The following is an 18,877-nucleotide window of genomic DNA, read 5'->3' on the forward strand; positions in this document are numbered from 1 at the left end:
GGTGCTTTCAACTTCTTCTCATGCGATAATGAAGTTCTCATGCGGTATTACCCTTCGTTTCCAAAGGCTATCCCCCGCTATTAGGTAGATTAGATACGTGTTACTCACCCGTTCGCCACTGGAGTGCAAGCACTCCCGTTCGACTTGCATGTATTAGGCATGCCGCCAGCGTTTATCCTGAGCCAGGATCAAACTCTCATTTGAAAAAAATGTAAATTGATTCTGACTGTTTCTTTTATTATTGTATATGTAATTTTGTTTACTCAAAAATTGATTTTGAACAAGATTGTACAATTTGTTGTTCTATTTAGTTTTCAAAGATCATTTTATATGTTACCTTTAACGGCGACTTTTAGATAATAGCATACAAAAAAATTAGAAACAATACTTTTTTTAAAAAAATAATTATTTTTATTCTTTGTTTTTATTGCATATAAATGCTAACTAAAACTCTAAACGCCATATATCTATTATAGTTAAAGAAATCACTAATAGCAAGCGAGAAATTTATAATATAGTATCCACACAACGTTAAGTGCTTATAAACATATTTATAGTCAAAAAATGACCTGTATTAACAAGTCATTTTTTTATCATTTTTCTTTGTATCATTATATATATCTAAAATTTGCTAATTATTTAGCTGTTGTAGCTTCAGTAATATTTAAAACCATTGATGTAACTTTAGCTGTATCTTTTCCATTCCCAGTTGTGTAGTAAATTACATATTCACCAACTTTTAATGTATCAAGTTTACCTTGGTTTTTTTCATCCAATTTTGAAATTAGAATTTTTCCATCAGTTAACTTAATTTCTGCAGCATCTTTTTTAGTAAGAATTTTAGAAACAACTCCTGATTCTTTTCATTCTTTACCTTTTACTCCAAGATCTTTCATAATTTTGTTTTGTAAATTTTTAGATTCTAAAGTGTATCCGGGTTTTACTTCAGTTCCAATAACAAACCCTAAAGTTTTTTCAATATCTAATTTGATACCTTTTAATTTAATAGTTAAATTAACTTTTGTATCATCTTTAGCAGAACTTTTTTCAGCTTCAGGTTTTTCAGCTTCAGGTTTTTCGGCTTCTACTTTTTTCATATTAATTACAATTTTTACACTTTTTGTTTTATTAGCATCTAGAACTTCTGCCAACACAATTCCATCTTTAGTTACTGATTTTACTGATTCATCTTTTCCATCTAATGTAACAGTATCGATATCTGCAACTTTTAATGTTCCATCTTCAAATTTTAATGCAAATGTAAGATTATCTTCAGTAGATGCTGAAGCTTTAATCTTATTTGATTCTGTATCAGAGCAAGCAACTACAGCAGCACCTGCTGTTGCAGTTAAACCAATTGCCCCTAAGATTGTTAATAATTTTTTCATACTAATCCCTCTTTTTTCTTTCGAAGACATTAAGTCGATCAAACAGATATCTTGACTATAGTTTTATCAACTCATATGTGTCTTCTTATTCTCAATATAACAACATATAAAAAATATGAAATGGTTTTTTCCGACAATATCAAGAATTTAAGGACTATAAAATAATTAAAAAACAATTGTGCATTTTTTAATTATTTTCCTTTGTTTTCAGCTCCAAAAATGAATGCCACTTCTAAATTTAACTATTAAATAATAAAATACCAATTTACATTAAAGAATTTTATATACTTATCAAAGATAAGATTATCCCAAGGAGACAATATGATAAGAAAATTTAAAAAAGAGGATCTGGAAACTGTTGCAAATATTTGATTAAATTCAAATATTATCGCCCACGATTTTATAGATGATAGTTATTGAAAATCAAATTTCGAAATGGTTAAAGAAATGTTGCCCCAATCTGACTTATTTGTATTCGAAGATAACGGAATAATAAAAGGATTTGTTGGTTTGGAAGATAACTTTATTCTTGGGTTATTCGTAGCACCTAATTCTCAAGGGCAAGGTGTTGGTTCGCAATTACTTGATTTCATTAAAGAAATTTATCCTAGTCTTTCTTTGCAAGTTTACACAAACAACTCGAATGCTTTAAATTTCTATCTTAAAAAGAAATTTAAAGAAGTGTCAAGAAGTATTGATAAATCTACTAACCAGGAAGAAATTTTAATGGCATGACGTAAATAAAAGCAAGTTCTAAATAGGACTTGCTTTTTATATAGTGATATCTTTTACACCAAATACTTTTTCATTTAATTTAATCACTGCAGTTTTAAGAATTACTATATCAGCCTTGATTTCAACAATATCTGCTTTGATTTCAACAATGTCTGCTTTGATTTCTGCAAGTTGTTTAAGCATTTCTTTTTGGAATTGATTTTGCGTCATTGCAACCTCCATACCTAACATTTTTTTGATCTCTTTAAAATATTGATTCAGATATTTTCACATAACTTCTTTCTCTTTTTCTGAAAGATTATTAATCATAATAAATCATTCCTTTGAAAAAAGAAATTCTTTATCTAGATTTTTGTTAACTGAAAACCAAAATAGATTATTTGCTTGTTTTTCCATAATACCTCCTTCGAGTTTAAAGTTATAACCTTAACTCAATAAGTATTAGGAATTTTTTAAAAAATATTACCTATATTTTGTAATATTTCATTTCTCATCATTACATTTTCATAATAACACCATTATTTATAAAAACTAAAATGTAATTTGATTCAAACAAACAAAAAAACGAGCCAAAGCTCGTTTTAAAAATTAATAGTTAATTACAATTCCTTTGAATCTAGTAACTGATAATAATGTTTCTCTAATTCCTTGAACACCATGTCCTGAATCTTTGATTCCAATAAATGGGAAAGAATCGGGTCCACGTTGTGACTTACCATTTAAGTTAACTGTTCCAGTTTCTAATTCTTTAGCTACTCTCATAGCTAATAATAAATCTTGTGAATAAACACTTGCTTGTAAACCAAAATCTGATTTATTTGCAATTTCAATCATTTCTTCAACTGAACCTAATCTCATAATTGGAAGCACTGGTCCAAATGGTTCTTCTCAAGCTACTCTCATATCTGGTGTAACATGATCTAAAACAGTTGGAGTAATTAAGTTACCTTCATTAGTTCCACCAGTTAATACAGTTGCTCCTTTTGAAATAGCATCTTGAATTAAATCTCATACAAAGTCAGCTGACTTCATATCAATCAATGGTGTGATATCTTTATTATCTTTTGGACTACCAATAGATAATTTATTAGTTAGTTCGACAATTTCAGGAACTAATTTATCAGCAATGTCATCTAAAGTTAAAACCCTTTTAATCGCTGTACAACGTTGTCCAGAATATGAAAATGCCCCTGTCACGATTTCGTTTGCATATTTATCAACTAAATTAGCATCCAACACTAATGCCGGATCTTTTCCACCTAACTCTAAAACTAAATCTTTAGAAGAAGAAATTTCCATAATGTGGTGCCCAACACCAACTGATCCCGTGAATGAAATGAAATCAATTTCCGGATTAGTTACAATAACATCCCCAATTTCTCTTCCTCGTCCTGTTACAACATTGAAAATCCCTTTCGGTAAATTAGCTTCAACTGCAAGTTCACCAAGGCGAGCCCCAATTAAACTACCTTGAGTGGCTGGTTTAAACACTAAAGTATTCCCAGTAACTAACCCTGGAGCAATTTTTGAAATTGCCAAGTTAATCGGATAATTGAATGGCGAAATCGCTACCCCAACTCCTTTTGGTACATATTCGAAAATACCTAACTTATTTTCAACTCCAAGTCCAGCCCCATCCATAGCTAAAGGATTTAAACGTTTTGCTTCTTCAAATGTGTATTCCATATATTCAGCTGTTCTAATAACTTCAACTAAAGCGTCTTTATAACTCTTACCAACTTCAGTCATAATAATAGTCGCTAATTCTTCTTTGTTTTCTAATATTAGATTTTTTCAATCATTCAAAATTGAGATTCTTTTCACTAACGGTGTTTTAGCTCATTGTTTTTGAGCAGACCTTGCAGCTTTGAAAGCATCATCAATTTGTTGTGCGCTTAAAGCACTAACACTTCCAGCAACTTCTAATCCTTCGGGATTAATAATTTCTAATCTTTCTTTTGTTTCAATAAATTCATTATTGATTAAAGCGTTAAATTTATACATAATCTGTACCTGCTTTTCTAAAGTAATCAAACAGTATTGGTTACTTACTAATATTATAGTACAAAAAAATAGGCCAGGCCTATTAGATGTTATTAATTTGGTACATAATAATTGAACCAGCAACTCCGGCATTTAAGGATTCAACATGTTCTTCCATTTCGATCATTACATTGATATCAATTAAATCAAACAATTCAGGACTAATTCCTTTTGCTTCATTTCCAATTATTAGAGCATATTTTTGATTTCTCTCAAATGGAGCTTTTTGTAATGGTTTGTAATCACCATGTAAAGCAGTTCCAATAATTAAATAACCTTCAGTTTTTAAATCATTAATTGCAGAAATCAAATAATCATTTACTAAGTTAACGTGGAAGAAATTACCTTGAGTTGATCTTAAAACTTTGTCATTATAATAACTTACTGAATTTGGTGAAGCAATAATAGTTTGAAAGTCAAAACTAGCCGCACTTCTTATTAAAGTCCCAATATTACCTGGATCTTGGATGTGATCCAATAATAAAATATTTTCGCTATAGTTAACAACCGGTTTTTTCATTATACAAACCGCGAACACTGATTGAGAATTTTTAACATCACTTAATTTATCAGCCACATTATCAGCAACTTCAATTACTTCATCTATGTCTTCAACTTGTGCATTTAAAGACGCTAAACCTTTTGGAGTTCCAATTAAAGTTTTAATAATTCCATCATGATATGCTTCAAGGACTAAATGGATTCCTTCAACCATAAAAAGTTGTTCTTGATTACGGTATTTAGCTTCTTTAAGTTTAAGAATTTCTTTAATTCTCTTATTTGCAACCGATGTAATTTGTTCCATAAAATCCCCTTATATTATTTATAGGAATATTTTATCAAATAAACTATACTTTTCTGCTTTCATATTCATTTATAATATTTTTCAATTTTTGATTTTCTTCTTTAAGGTTTAAAATTTCTTCTTTTAAAATTTTGCGTTCACGCGATTCCCTTGTTGCAAACTTATCGAAATTATCGGCATTAGCTCTTCCGGTTTTACTTATTAAAGCTTCTTCACCAAATAATAAATAGTTATAACAATTCTTTCTAACCGTTGAATAAGACACACGATACTTTTTAGACAGATCAACTAAACTAACATTGTTTTCAAATCGTTCTTTTACCATTTGTAATTTAACACTTGTGCTTAAGATATTTGATTTATTACCTTTAAAATTAGCCATAAGTTCTCCTTTTCATTTTATCTTTTTTAATTATTTAACTTTTAAAAAAAATTAAAGGTTTTTGTAGAATTTTAAATCTAGTTTGGAAAAAATCAAATTGGTTTAAAAAAAGACCTAATGGTCTTAATAATTATTATCTTGTCTCTCAAAGTTAATTTTGTTTTTGATTTTGTATGCTTCTATAATTTCAGTTTCAGAATAAGCTTTAATATCAGAGATGTTTAAATAAATATTTAGTAAATCTTCATAACTATCAAAATCTCTATCTTTTATAAAATCACTCAATAGATTAACCAATGTTAAATATGCATCAACATTTGTTGTCAATCCGAAATCAGATTGTGAGAAATTATCGAAATCATAATTAATTTGAAGTCCAATACTGATAAGAAAATGAATACCATCAATATACTCATCTAACTGAACATCTAATTCCGCTTCTTTTTTATTAGATCAAAATTTGAAACTACGCTCTTCATTGGCATATTCTCCCGTCTCTACTAAAAAGGCAACAATTTTTTTATTTAAGATTTCATCATCTATTTCTAAGCCTTTATTTTCAGCGATGTAGTTATCTAAAATTCTTTGTTTTTCACTTAATCATATTATTGTTTGTTTTGTAATCATAAAATACTCCTCGTTATTATCTTAAAGATATTTTAATACATTTCATCTTTCAAATGTTCCATTTTGGAAATTAACATCTCTGCTATTCTTATGTATTGTTATTTTTTCTATAATGGGAGTAGTTGGATAAAGCAATTAAAAAGTGATAACTTATTTAATTATTCAATAATAACTATGCGGGTTTTAAAATTCAGCATCTACAAAATGTAAGGAGAATTATATATGGCAAACATTAAAGGCACAAAATCGCACATACTAACACTACCTGAAAAAGAGAAAATGGTCAGAGAACATTTTGAGAGAGGAATAAGCCACGCAGAGCTTTCGAGGAAATATCGCATTTCATATTCTGCAGTTAGAAAAAACTGTGAAAATTACAAGTTATATGGAATTGAAGGATTGAAAAGCAAGACAGGTAAATCTAATGTTAAGAATTTTCAAAAATTTGAAAATCCTAATTCAAGAGAAAAAGCGATGCTTAAAGCAGAAATAGTTAAATTACGTGAAGAAAATGAACGTTTAGCTAAGATAATCGAGAGTCCAAAAGATAATTAGGACAAAAAAAGAATCTTGCGATTCTTTTTTTCTATTTATTTAGTGTTTTTAAATATTCAACAGGATAAACATAAGGATCTGCATTTCCATATTTGTGTTCATCTAATTTAGCAATTTCTTTCATATCTTGATCATTTAGTTCAAAACCATCTAAGTCCATGTTTTCAATAATTCTTGAATTTGTAACTGATTTAGGAATTACAATAACTCCTAAACTTAAAGCTCATTTTAATGCAACTTGTGCTGGAGATACTTTATACTTTTCAGCAATTTCAACAATTGTTGGTAAGTTTCCGATTTCACCAGACATTAATGTTTGATAAGAAGTAATCACAATCCCTTTTTCTTTCGAGAATTTAATTAATTCACTATGTTGTAGTAAAGGATTTAATTCTACTTGGTTTACAGCTGGTGCGATTTCTACTTTTGGTAAGAATTCTTCTAATTGGTCAACCATAAAGTTTGATACTCCAATCGCTTTAACTTTGCCTTCTTTGTAAACTTCTTCTAAAGCTTGGTAAATATCTAATGCAAATTCACTATATCAATGTACTAAACATAGATCTAAGTATTCTAGTTCTAGTTCTTCCATAATGATATTAAATTGTCTCAATGCATCTTCTTTTGACAATGCACTAATTCAAATTTTTGATGTAACAAAAATTTCTTTACGATCAATCCCTGATTCTTTAATAGCTTGAGCTACAACTTTTTGGTTTTGGTAAACCAAAGCTGTATCAATATGTCTATATCCAGATTGAAGAGCAAAGATGATGGCAGCTTTAGTTTCACCCTCGTCTTTCATTCTGTAAGTCCCTAATCCGAACAATGGCATTTCATATCCGTTATTTAAAACGATTTTTTTATCGGTAATTTTCATAATTACTTCTCCTTTTTGTTCAAACTTTCAATTAAATCTTTATATTGTTTTGGTGTAAATCAAAGATTTTGATTTCAATGATATTGTACATCATCCATTTCGTTTACATCTAATAAATTATTTATTGTGACATTTGGATTAGCAATGACTTCTCTACCAATTGCTACAAAGTCAACATTCTCTTTTAAAGCAAATTCTACATCTTCTCTAGTTTGGTAATTTCCCACCGTGATAATGTTTTTGTCAGTTCATTTTCTAACTTCTTTGGCATATCCAATTCTGAATAATTTAGTTCCAGCGTCAGCCATTAATTTTAAGAAGTCAACATTTGCTAAATTACTTCCACTCGAAATATGGAAGTAATCCATAAATGGATCTAATGCTTCAACCAATGGTTTCATATGTTCGATTTTTAATTCTGAATAATCAACATCATCCACAATTGATAATCTGATTCCCATTCTGATTCCTACTTCTTTTTCAATTCTTGAGGCAATATTAATAATTAGTTGAGATCTCTTAACGATATCTTTTTCGTCATCAATTGTGTTTAAGAATGGATGGTAAATTTCATTTAATAAATATCCATGTGCTGCATGTAATTCAACAAAGTCAAATCCTGCTTGTTTAGCTCTTGATGCCGCTTGAACAAAATCTTCTTCAATTCTTGCAATTTCTTTTGGTGTTAAAATAGTTAATTTGCTTTGGTCTAGGTAATCAAAGTATTTAGTTGTTCCGAAAGTTTCTATATCTAATTCAGCTTTAGCTCCAGCATGATTTAATTGAACTCCAATTACAGCTCCGGCTTGATGAGCTATATCAGCAATTCTTTTCATTGGAATGATTTGTTCATCATTTCATAGTCCTAAATCTTTTTCTCTAATTCTTCCTTCGCTTGATACAGCAGTTGATTCAACGATAATTGTTCCAACCCCTCCATAAGCTCTAGCTCCATAATGTTGAATATGGAAATCGTTAGCGATTCCATTTTCAGCCATTAGTGTATCCATTGGCGGCATCACTATTCTATTTCTAGACTTGATCCCTTTTACTAATTTTGTTTGGTCATTAATACGGTACATAGTTTTCTCTTTCTCCTAAATCTATAATATGGTAAGCATTAACAACATCTTTAATAGTTTTTAAAAGTAATTCATCAAGATCAGGATTCATAAAGTAGTAATTATTTTTCCCAATTGTATCTCTGCACAGAATCCCTACTTCAAATAACTCACAAATTTGTTTTGAAATATTTATCCTACTATAAACAGTTTCTTGTGCCAAATATGAAACCGTGACTCTTTTCTCTTTTAGTATTCAACAAAGAATGTTTATCTTTGTTCCAGAATTTAATTCTTTGATTAATTGTATCGTTGTCATTCTTACCTCCAATATGTTATCAAGTGGTAACATATAAACATCATATACTTAAAAGTATCTAAAAGCAATAAAAAAAATGAATCCGAAGATTCATTTTTTAAACTCTAGGTTTTTTTGATAATAATATAAGTGTTGTTATCGCTAAACCAAGTAATACTATTCCGAATACAAATGCGATAAGAGTCGCAACTGATAGGAAAGTACTAAACGCTATTACAGAAAATACAAATATTATAATTTGCATAATTGCTGTTGCTAAACCAAGTTTTTTAACATTACACTTCATACCTAAGAAAACGATATTCATTATTAAAGTAAAGAATCCGAATCCAGCAGTAAATGATGAAAAAATTGTTGATGTTAATGCTAGTTCATCAAAATACTCATAGTAATAATCGCTATATCAATAATAATCAATGAAATCAGAAGTATCAATTGCTCCAATAATTGAGAAAATGATCATTAACACCAACATCCCAAGACTTACTCCTTGTAACGATCATAAAGCTATTTTAATAGCGCTTGAGTTTGTATTTGTCAGCGGAACTACTCTTGATTTATCATTTCTTTGAATTTGAACTTCGCCAGAAGTGATTGATTTGTATTCGTTTTCTAAATTAGCTAATTTAATCTTTAACTCTAGAGTTTCAATTTCTTTAACTAATTCTTCATTTGTTTTAATTGTATTGTTTGCCATATTTTTCTCCTATTGTTTCATTATAATATAATTTATTTTTACAAATTACTAAATATGACTAACTTTACATATCAGAAATAAAAAAAACAAAATCTTTCGATTTTGTTTAAATTTTATTAATAATTATTCAGGTTTTCCTAAAAGTTTAAACATGTTTGCTTTGTAAACTTCTACTCCTGGTTGATCAAATGGATTGATTTCTAATAAGTATCCACTCATAGCAACTGCTAATTCAAAGAAGTAAACTAAGTAACCAAATTGAACATCATCCATTCCGTCGAATTCTAATACGATGTTTGGCATTTTACCAGTATTTACGTGAGCATCAATTACTCCCTCAATAGCCACTGAGTTAATTTCGTGGAAAGTTTTAGATGTTAAGTAGTTTAATCCATCGTAGTTATCGGCATCAACTGGTACATTGAAGTCTTGAACTGGAGTTTTAACTTTAATAACTGTTTCAAATAATACTCCTCTTGTACCTTCTTGTACTCATTGTCCTAATGAGTGTAAGTCTGTTGAGAATACCATTGAAGTTGGGTATAACCCTTTTCCTTCTTTACCTTCACATTCACCAAATAATTGTTTTCATCATTCATTTAATAAAGCCATTTGTAATTCATAAGTTACTAAAGCTTCAGCTTTATAACCTTTTTGGTTCATTAAGTAACGTGCAACAGCATATTGGTATGCTGGGTTTGATAAATCATTTGCAGTTAAGTCAGCCATAGCTTTTTGAGCTCCAGCAAAAATATTATCCGTATTTACTCCAGCCACTAATAATGGGAAGATTCCAACAGGTGTTAACACTGAGAAACGTCCTCCAATATCATCGGGAATTGTAAATGTTGGGTAACCTTTTTCATCAGCTAAAGTTTTTAATGCTCCTCTAGCTTTATCTGTAACAGCAACGATTAATTCTTTTGATTTTTCAACTCCAACTTGAGCAATTAATTGTTGTTCTAAACTTCTGAAAGCAATTCCAGGTTCAGTTGTTGTTCCTGATTTAGAAACAACACAAATTCCAAAGTTTTTGTCTTTTAAGTAAGTTGATAATTGAGCTACGTATGTTGAAGACATTGTGTTTCCTGCATAAATAACTTTTACTTTATCAGTGTGGTTTAATCCTCTAATCATTTCATCAGCAGCTCTTGCTCCTAAATATGATCCTCCGATTCCAACTACTACTAATACATCAATTTTACTTCTTAATTCTGAAGCAACTTTTTTCATTTCAGCGTATTCAGCTTTATCAAATGTGTTTGGTAATTCAACTCAACCTAAGAAGTCGCTTCCTTTACCTGTTTTGTTAATAATCATTTCATGAATATCTTTAACACGAGTTTCATCGATTTCTTTATCTAAAGCGTTTAAACCAGTGTATTGTAAGTCAACTTTAATCATAAAATTCTCCTTTTTATTTTCTCTATTTTTTAATCTATATTATTTTAATGCAACCCAAAGAAAAATGCACCTATAAAAGTGCATTTTTATTATTCTTCTTCTAAAGTTTCATCATTTAATCTTCAGTAAGTAACATCATAATCAAATTCTTCTTCTTCAGTTTCTTCAATCATCGGAACATAAACTTCTTTTTCGGTAATTACAAAGTTCATGTTTTGATCGTGTTCTTCAGTGATGATATCTTCACTTGTTAATTGAGTTGATTGACTTAAACCAATTTTATACCCTTGGTAATTTGTATTATCAATTCAGCTATCGTAGAAAGATTTCCCCATTCCAACTCTTGCTAATTTTGAATCAAAAGCTACTAATGGCATAAATAAAGCATCTAAATCTGTGGCTCTTCTTAATTTTTCGGCTTGATCATTTGTTTCATAAACATTTAATTCAGTATTGAATGTTACATCTTTATCAATGTCTAAGATTCTTCTAAAATCCATTTCGTTTGTATCTCTTAAACAGTTTGGAGCATAAACTTCAACCCCATTTTCAATACAATGTCTAATTATGTCCCTTGTTTCAGGTTCGTGATTCGTTGAGATGAAAATCCCAATTTTTTTAAGATTATAGCGTTTGATGAAAAAGATAACTTTTCTAGCAATCATCTTATTACATTCTTCTAAATAAGATTGAGATAACATTGATCTAACTTTTAAATAACTATCTCTAATTTCTGGTTTATTTGTCATGTTATTCTCCTTATTTTCTAAGCACATAAAATATATAATAAATTAATTTGTCTTATTTTCTATTGTTTAATTTCAATTCCTTAAATCCTCTTGACCCTAAAGTGGCACATGTACGACGATTTCTTTGATTGAAAATATTTTTAAAAGCTATTAAATCTCCTAATGACTCTTCATTATTAATTATCCCATTATTAATCATTTCTTCATAATTATTAATAATTTCTTCAACTTCAGTTGGGGTTTTATTAATAATCATTGAAATTAAAATGTCTGCTGCTGATGTTGAAATAGCACAAGCACTACCTTCAAATCTAATTTCAGTGTATATTCCATCTTCTTCGACAATTTCGACAGTCAATTCATCAGAACAACTATCTGAGCGTAAATCTGCTTTATATGCTTTTGGATTATTTGTGAAACCTTTATTTACAGAGTCTGTAAAATGTTTCATGATGACTTGTCGTAATTCTTGATCTGTTCTTTGTTCTTTCATATTTCCCCCTAAAAAATTGCATCTAAGAAATTTTCTGATTTACTCAACGCTTCAATTAATATGTCAATTTCTTCTTTTGTATTATAGATAGCAAAACTGATTCTTAAAGACACCTTAACTCCAACTGAATCAACAACTCTTCGGGCACAGTGTGAACCAGAACGTGTAGCAATTTTGTATTTACTATCTAAAAATGTTGCGATATCCTGAGGATTAATTCCTTTAACATTCAACATTAAAATTGGTGAATCGTTGTCTAAATTATAGAAATCAATTGTTTCATTTAAATTGAATTTTTCAATTTGTTGGATTGCATATTTTTTCAAGTTTTTTTCATGATTTTTGATATTTTCAACACCAATTTCTAATAAGAAATCCACAGCTTTTTCAAATGCTGCAATTGATGAAATATTTGGAGTTCCACCTTCAAATTTATCCGGGATTGGAGACAATGTATAGTCAACTAAATTTTCTTCAATTTTAGCACTCATACCACCACCAAAAATAATTGGTTCCATTTGATTCAGTAACTCTGCTTTACCCCATAGAACACCAAGTCCAAAAGGACCGTACATTTTATGAGCAGAGAATGCCAATAGATCAATATCTCAACTTGTTACATCAATTTTTGTATGAGCCACTGATTGAGCAGCATCAACAACAATGATAACTTTTTCATTAACTTTTCTGATCTCTTTTACAATTGATTCAACATCATTTTCAGCCCCGATTGTATTAGAAACATGAGCAAATGCCACAACCTTCGTTTTAGGTGTAATTTGATTTTTGATTTGGTCGATATCTATTGTATTATCATCAGTTAAAATCAGGTTTTTAACCACAGCTTTTTGTTGGTTAGCTACATTAATTCAAGGCAATAAATTAGACGAATGCTCTAAGTTAGTTACAAAGATTTCATCATCTTTTTCTATTAAACTTTTTAGACCAAAAGCTGCTTGATTTAGTGAAAATGTTGTTCCACTTGTAAAGATGATTTCACGATTATTTTTAGCCCCAATTAGATTAGCAATTTTTGTTCTTGTATTTGAAATTATTTCGTTTGAAAGATATGCATTATCATAATCATTTGTATGTGGATTTGCTCCATTAAATTCAAGATATTTAACTTCAGCATCAATCACTGAAGAAGGTTTTAAAGTTGTTGCTCCATTATCAAAATATATTAACCCTTTATTGTTTTTTAATACCGGAAAATGATCTCTTTTTATCAACATAATAACCCCTTCTGTTTTTCTATATTTTTATTATTATATATCTTATCTATAATTTATTGTATTTTTATAGAGTTTAAGTATTAAATTAATGGCTATTTACTTTATAATATTCTTATATTGCGAAACAAAATAAGGAGAGACAATAATGAAAAAATTACTTACATTATTAGGTGCTATAAGTATTACGGCATCTTCAGCTGCATTAGTAGTTGCATGTAGCGATAAAAGCTCAGATGAGGAAAAAGATAAAAACGATATTTTCATTGATAACAATGGAGAAATTGTTATTGATTCAGAGAAACTTTTAGATTGATTCCACGAACACAATGTGATTGCTAAAGACCCTCAAGAATTCTTGAAAAAATTCTACAACTTATTTGCGGTTGGTGTTTTACAAAAAGCTGCTGACAAAACTATTGTTATTGCTAAAGATGAGCAAGCAACAACAAAAGCAACTGATGGGAAAATTATCATTCCTGCAAATTCAGATTATGCCAATGAAGGTTTATTTGGAGTTGATGGTGTTGATGGAGATACAGGTAAACTAGGAGCAATCTTAGGAACTGAATCAGATTCAGACATCACTACTCTTTGAGGGCGTGCTAATGCCGCTTATGACAAATTAGTTAAAGCTCACGAAGATGATAAAAATGACGATGGTCTAATCGACGAATTAAAAGCTAAATTCCCAAATGTTAAAAAAGATAAATTAGAAAAAGCTTATAAATCAGATTACATCTTAAACAATACAACCGATGGAGCTTATGCTTCTATGGTTAATCTTTTAGGAATCGAAAAAACTATCGCAACAACAAGTTGAGCCGATGGTATTTCATTAACTGACAGTGATAGTGAAACTTGATTAAATGAATTCAAAATTACTTTTGGTGATGTTAAGTTATCAGAATTAGTTCAAACTATTTCAAACTTAGATGCTACAAAAGATTCAAATAAAGTTTCATTAATTGTTAACTTAATAAATGCAACTGGAGGATTAGACGTAACTGGTGATGATACATTATCTGTTCTTTCTGATGCTTCTACTTTCAAAACTTCTTCAATTAGATTCGCAACTACTGATAAATGAGAAGATCTTAAAACAACAGATAATATTGAAAAATTAATTAAAAAACTTGAAAGAAAAACTTTAACTGGAGATAAAACAGTTTCAACAGATGGTTGATTCACTTCTACTTCAATTACTGAAATCGAAACAGATGACATTTTCGATGCAGATGGTAAAGTGATTAAAACTTGATTACATTTAGTTCCAACTACAATCTTAAATAATAACAAGATCGAATTAGGTGTTTCAAATAATGGAAACTATGGTTTCTTAAAAAATTCACAAAAATACTTAGTTGATAAATATTTCCAAAACAAAAAACCATTAGCAATCAGTCAAGTTATCATTGCCAATGGTGGTGATAATACTGATGCTTCAAAAGTCAACTTAAAAAACTTTATTAAAGTTGATAGTGTTAATGATTCAGAATCATTACAAAATCAATTCGCTGGTTTTGCAGCTTTAATTGATAACTATGTAGCACCAAATGCAACTCAAGCAGAAGGTTTAGACTCATTAGGAATGACAAACTGAGACACAATTTTCAGAGGCGAAGAAGCAGGAGTCAAAGACCCTACTTCAAAACAAACAGGTGAATGAACTGCAACTGACTTCTACAAAGCGGATAACAGTGGAGATTTATTAACTTTAGATAGCACTTCATATTCAGATGTTGCTAAATATTCTATTTACGATTTCGTTGCAAAAGATGGTGAAACAAAAGAAATAACTTCTGCAACCGTTGATGCAACTTCAGGATTCACTCCAAAACAAGTTGAAGCGATTAACGAAAGTATTGCTGTTGAATCTGAAAAAGCTACTGCAGCTGCTAAAGGTTTAGGATACTTAAATGGTTTGGTTCAAACTTTAAACCAAAGAGATAACGAAGAAAACATTTATACAGTTCTTAATGCTGATCAAGGAATTATCGCTTTCATCGATGATGCAGGATTACACATTGCAAGAATCGATGGATATTCATTATTAAAAGCAGACAAAATTACCGAACAAAAATCATTAGCATTCAAAGATAATGAAGAAACATATTTAAATGAACAAAGAACATTCGAAACTATGAACGAAATTATTACAGGTGCTGATAAAGAAATAGCACCATACTTAATGAATCAAGCATTATTAGGAACAAACGCTACTACAAGAGCTGAAGAAGGTGAAACAACACCTCCAACAACAGGAAATAGTGAAAGTGAAATTCCAAATAATAAAGCTATTAGTGATCGAATTGAAAAATTTGGTGTTGATGCTTCATTAATGAATTCATCAATTACAAACAGTTATGAAAAATTCTTAGTTAATAACTCAGTTGTTCAACAAGGATTAAAAGAGGCTGGAGCTACACCATTCTACAACTTCAACATTTTAGATAAAGTTGCTGAATACTCAAATTCAAATGATTCATCTACATTAGGAGATAACCCTTCTTGAATGTGAGATTACATTTTAAACTTAACCGAAGATAAATCAGTTGATGCATTACTAGACAACGTAATTAACTTCGGAGATGCAAATTCAATTAGTGCTAAAAAAGTTAAATCAGAGATTAAAGCACTAATAAAACAATCTTCTTCAATTGCCACTGGTAAGCCACGTTCAGAATTCCAAAACGGATGAACTAAATGAAATAAAAAAGTTGCCGATGCTTGAAAAGTTGCACAAAACACAAATGATAAAGATTTAAAATACATCGCTAACGTTTCATTTGATTACAAAACAAACTATGGTGATGTATCAAAAGGATTAACAGCAAAATACCACGCATTTAAAACTGAAGAAACTGAAGCACCAGCTTCTTACTCATATGAAGAAGTAAATTCAAACAACTATATCAAATTAGTATTTGATGTTAAAACAATTACAAACAGAAAAGACGGAGGAGCAAAATAATGAAAAAACTTATCGCATTACTTGGAGCAGTTACATTAGTTGCTTCATCATCAGTTGTTGTTGCTTGTGGGACAAGCAAAGTAGAACGTTTCGACACTCCTTCTATTACAGAAGCTTTATATGAAAAATTAATCGCTGGATTGAAATCTAATGGTGATTTCCAATTAACTGAAGGTCAAGATTTTGACAAAATTGATTTTGAAAATACATTAAAAATGATGATCAATGAAATCATTGCTAATGAATGAAATGATGAAAGTACAAAAACTTTACTTAAAAACTTAGGAATGACAGTTACTGATAAAGATACTAAATTCAATATGAACGATATCATGGATTCAATTTCTACAAATGAGTTCTTTGAAGAATATACAGCATCAATCATTAATTCAGATACTGGAGCTTTAGATATTGATTTTATTAATAATAAATTCATTACTCTTAACCCAACTAACTTATTAGGAACAACAGAGTTCTTTGATGAAGCTGAATACTCAATTTGATTCCATGAAAATGACTCATGATTAAGATGACAAGCAAATGGTGAATTTGGAGAAGAATCTTTCTTACAAATTCCAACTGTTAAAACTCTTTCAGATTTAAATGGAAACTTTAAAATTTTAATGAATGTTGACAACGAAGCTGATTTTAAATCAGGAACAGCAACTAACGAAGCCGTTGACGGATTAACTACTGTATTTAAAGTAGGAGAAAAAGTTGAAACTCCAGCTGTTTATGGATTAGATGATTCTGAACAAGGAAATGTTTTCACAGGTTCAGAAATCTTAAAATACCGTTTCCAAAAATACTTCAAATCTACAATTCAAACTAAATTATTTGAAAACTTACTAGGTATGTCATACTTAGATTCAAGTTTATTTTCTAGAGGTTGATCAACATCTAACTTCTCCGAAAGATTCTTATATGTTAATACCGCAAGTGATGTTGCTAAAAGCACACAAACTTGAAGTACAGACCCAAAAAACATTACATCAAAAGTAAAAATGGTTTGAAACTTTACAGTTAACGGTACAAATGAAGATGTAAGAAAAGCTGTTGCTAAATTAGATTCATTAATCGATACAAAAGGTGTTATTAAACCAGGAACTAACTTAGAAGAAATCTGAAAGGCTTTATCAGCTGTTGAAGAAGGAACTACTAGAGATGGTGAGTACACAGATGCAAATGGGTCATTATCAGGAATCGATCCATTCTTAAAATTATCTGGATTTAATGGTTTTGTTAAAAACTCAGGAGACAACACAGTTGAAAGTGTTCAAGGTAACTTCACATTAAGTGACGCTACTAAAGCAGACATCTATAAAGCTGATAAACCTACAGTTTTAACAAATAACAAAAAAGGTTATGAATCAACTGAATCAGTAAATAAAGATATTGTTATTGTATTACCTGTTTATTTAACAGACTTATTAAGTAATGAACAATCACAATTTTCATTAACAAATGATGAAGTTTCAACTGATACAGATTTAAAAGGTCTAACATTAAACTTACAACAAAATGTATGGACTTCATTAAATGATAAATTCGTGACTGACGATACTGAAAGACTAGTATTACCAACTGACTTTGATACTGCCGCAAATTCTAAAGATGGTTTAGAATTTAAAAACATCAAAGGAAACATCTACGTAAGAAGTGTTGAAGAAGCAACACCTGAAACACCTGTTACAATTGGTGACTACAGTATTACATTTAAAACAGCTGTTTCAAATACATTTACAGTTGATGGAACAATCGATGATAAAACTGAAGAATTAAAAGGTGGAGAATTCGGTTATGATATTAAATTATTATCAACTGATGATAGTTACCAAAATTCACAATTTATCAAAAAATGAAATACTTCAGAAAAATCAAGTTCAGATATCAAAACAATGGATATCAATACTAAAAAAGCACTTTTAAATGAATTAGAATTTATTACAACTAAAGATTCAAACGTAATTGAGAAAGCTAAAGAAAACTTATATTCAGAATACATCAACGAAGATGATGTTAAATATACAAAATTATATGATGCTATCTTAAAATATCTTAAAGATGAAAAAGAAAGTACAGATTAATGGATTGCCTATTTTGTAAAATCATTAATCAAGAAATCCCTTCATATAAAATATTTGAAAACGAATATACTTATGCTTTCTTAGATATCAATCCGGTTGCTAATGGTCATACATTGGTAATCCCTAAAAAACACTTTGAAGACTATAGTTCTACTGATGACTTTTATTTAGCAGAAGTGGCTAAAACTAAAAAAATCGTGGCTAACTTATTGGTTGAAAAATTAGGAGCAAAAGGTTTTAACTACGTTGCAAATGAAAAAGAAATTTCAGGACAAATAGTATTCCATTACCATGATCATATTGTTCCAAAATATGAAATTGGCAAAGGATATATGCATTCAAATAACCGTGTTGATATAGAAGAACTGGAAAATGTTTTTGCTAACATCAAAAAATAAAAGTGAGTTTGCCTCACTTTTTTTATGCACCTTTTATTAATTTATTAT

The 18,877-nt window shown here is 29.5% G+C and carries 19 protein-coding genes and 1 rRNA gene; 5 read left to right on the top strand and 15 right to left on the bottom strand.

The features are described from left to right. Positions 1-204 (bottom strand): 16S ribosomal RNA (locus tag G319_RS0100030); the annotation flags it as partial. Positions 205-635: 431 nt separating this feature from the next. After that, positions 636-1,388, bottom strand: a complete 753-nt coding sequence (locus G319_RS04450) for a lipoprotein (RefSeq protein WP_035358703.1) — start codon at positions 1,386-1,388, stop codon at positions 636-638. 321 nt (positions 1,389-1,709) lie between these two features. Between G319_RS04450 and G319_RS0100040 the strand changes: the two genes are divergently transcribed. Next, complete coding sequence (locus G319_RS0100040) at positions 1,710-2,132, top strand: N-acetyltransferase (protein WP_026389110.1); 423 nt, start codon at positions 1,710-1,712, stop codon at positions 2,130-2,132. A gap of 27 nt (positions 2,133-2,159) precedes the next feature. Here the strand turns inward: G319_RS0100040 and G319_RS08655 are convergent, their stop codons facing one another. The 5 genes from G319_RS08655 to G319_RS0100065 all read right to left on the bottom strand — a co-directional run bounded on the left by G319_RS08655 (position 2,160) and on the right by G319_RS0100065 (position 5,980). Next, positions 2,160-2,519: a hypothetical protein gene (locus G319_RS08655; RefSeq protein ID WP_026389111.1), complete on the bottom strand. Its 360-nt coding sequence runs from the start codon at positions 2,517-2,519 to the stop codon at positions 2,160-2,162. Positions 2,520-2,711: 192 nt separating this feature from the next. Then, positions 2,712-4,127, bottom strand: coding sequence for an NADP-dependent glyceraldehyde-3-phosphate dehydrogenase (locus tag G319_RS0100050; protein ID WP_026389112.1), 1,416 nt, complete (start codon positions 4,125-4,127; stop codon positions 2,712-2,714). An 82-nt stretch (positions 4,128-4,209) separates the two neighbouring features. Further along, positions 4,210-4,971, bottom strand: a complete 762-nt coding sequence (locus G319_RS0100055) for a TrmH family RNA methyltransferase (protein ID WP_026389113.1) — start codon at positions 4,969-4,971, stop codon at positions 4,210-4,212. A 43-nt stretch (positions 4,972-5,014) separates the two neighbouring features. Continuing rightward, a complete protein-coding gene (locus G319_RS0100060; RefSeq protein ID WP_026389114.1) occupies positions 5,015-5,353 on the bottom strand; it encodes a hypothetical protein in 339 nt (112 codons plus the stop codon). Between the two features lie 123 nt (positions 5,354-5,476). After that, positions 5,477-5,980: a dUTP diphosphatase gene (locus tag G319_RS0100065; RefSeq protein WP_026389115.1), complete on the bottom strand. Its 504-nt coding sequence runs from the start codon at positions 5,978-5,980 to the stop codon at positions 5,477-5,479. A gap of 222 nt (positions 5,981-6,202) precedes the next feature. On the opposite strand from G319_RS0100065, the gene G319_RS04455 reads away from it, so the two are divergent. Next, positions 6,203-6,535: a helix-turn-helix domain-containing protein gene (locus G319_RS04455; RefSeq protein ID WP_035358705.1), complete on the top strand. Its 333-nt coding sequence runs from the start codon at positions 6,203-6,205 to the stop codon at positions 6,533-6,535. 31 nt (positions 6,536-6,566) lie between these two features. Here the strand turns inward: G319_RS04455 and G319_RS08660 are convergent, their stop codons facing one another. The 8 genes from G319_RS08660 to G319_RS0100110 all read right to left on the bottom strand — a co-directional run bounded on the left by G319_RS08660 (position 6,567) and on the right by G319_RS0100110 (position 13,373). Beyond that, entirely contained in the window at positions 6,567-7,415 is an 849-nt protein-coding gene (locus G319_RS08660; protein WP_051350825.1) for an aldo/keto reductase, read from the bottom strand. A gap of 2 nt (positions 7,416-7,417) precedes the next feature. After that, the gene (locus tag G319_RS08665; protein ID WP_026389116.1) at positions 7,418-8,497 is read right to left on the bottom strand and encodes an oxidoreductase; all 1,080 of its coding nucleotides are present in this window, start codon (positions 8,495-8,497) and stop codon (positions 7,418-7,420) included. Next, positions 8,484-8,795, bottom strand: a complete 312-nt coding sequence (locus G319_RS0100085; protein ID WP_026389117.1) for a helix-turn-helix transcriptional regulator — start codon at positions 8,793-8,795, stop codon at positions 8,484-8,486. The genes G319_RS08665 and G319_RS0100085 overlap by 14 nt, the downstream gene beginning before the upstream one ends. Positions 8,796-8,892: 97 nt before the next feature. Further along, complete coding sequence (locus G319_RS08670) at positions 8,893-9,492, bottom strand: hypothetical protein (protein WP_026389118.1); 600 nt, start codon at positions 9,490-9,492, stop codon at positions 8,893-8,895. 123 nt (positions 9,493-9,615) lie between these two features. After that, positions 9,616-10,896 carry a glucose-6-phosphate isomerase gene (locus G319_RS0100095; protein WP_026389119.1) on the bottom strand — a complete coding sequence of 427 codons (1,281 nt, stop codon included), beginning with the start codon at positions 10,894-10,896 and terminating at the stop codon, positions 9,616-9,618. 89 nt (positions 10,897-10,985) lie between these two features. Then, positions 10,986-11,645: a 5-formyltetrahydrofolate cyclo-ligase gene (locus G319_RS04465; RefSeq protein ID WP_051350826.1), complete on the bottom strand. Its 660-nt coding sequence runs from the start codon at positions 11,643-11,645 to the stop codon at positions 10,986-10,988. Positions 11,646-11,697: 52 nt separating this feature from the next. Beyond that, positions 11,698-12,138 carry an iron-sulfur cluster assembly scaffold protein gene (locus G319_RS0100105; RefSeq protein WP_026389120.1) on the bottom strand — a complete coding sequence of 147 codons (441 nt, stop codon included), beginning with the start codon at positions 12,136-12,138 and terminating at the stop codon, positions 11,698-11,700. Positions 12,139-12,146: 8 nt separating this feature from the next. Next, on the bottom strand, positions 12,147-13,373 hold the full coding sequence (locus G319_RS0100110; RefSeq protein ID WP_026389121.1) for an aminotransferase class V-fold PLP-dependent enzyme: 1,227 nt from the start codon (positions 13,371-13,373) through the stop codon (positions 12,147-12,149). A 145-nt stretch (positions 13,374-13,518) separates the two neighbouring features. Between G319_RS0100110 and G319_RS08675 the strand changes: the two genes are divergently transcribed. From G319_RS08675 to G319_RS0100125, 3 genes are read left to right on the top strand one after another with little or no spacing between them, the layout of a single operon-like run. Then, positions 13,519-16,344: a lipoprotein gene (locus tag G319_RS08675; RefSeq protein WP_026389122.1), complete on the top strand. Its 2,826-nt coding sequence runs from the start codon at positions 13,519-13,521 to the stop codon at positions 16,342-16,344. Then, positions 16,344-18,431 (top strand): lipoprotein, encoded by a 2,088-nt coding sequence (locus tag G319_RS08680; protein WP_026389123.1) that lies wholly within the window; start codon positions 16,344-16,346, stop codon positions 18,429-18,431. The genes G319_RS08675 and G319_RS08680 overlap by 1 nt, the downstream gene beginning before the upstream one ends. Further along, positions 18,431-18,829 carry an HIT family protein gene (locus tag G319_RS0100125; RefSeq protein ID WP_026389124.1) on the top strand — a complete coding sequence of 133 codons (399 nt, stop codon included), beginning with the start codon at positions 18,431-18,433 and terminating at the stop codon, positions 18,827-18,829. The genes G319_RS08680 and G319_RS0100125 overlap by 1 nt, the downstream gene beginning before the upstream one ends. Positions 18,830-18,877 lie beyond the last annotated feature (48 nt).

Origin of the sequence: Tullyiplasma multilocale ATCC 49900 (genome assembly GCF_000483165.1) — a bacterium.
In the GTDB taxonomy this organism is placed as follows: Bacteria; Bacillota_I; Bacilli_A; order Mycoplasmatales; family Mycoplasmataceae; genus Tullyiplasma; species Tullyiplasma multilocale.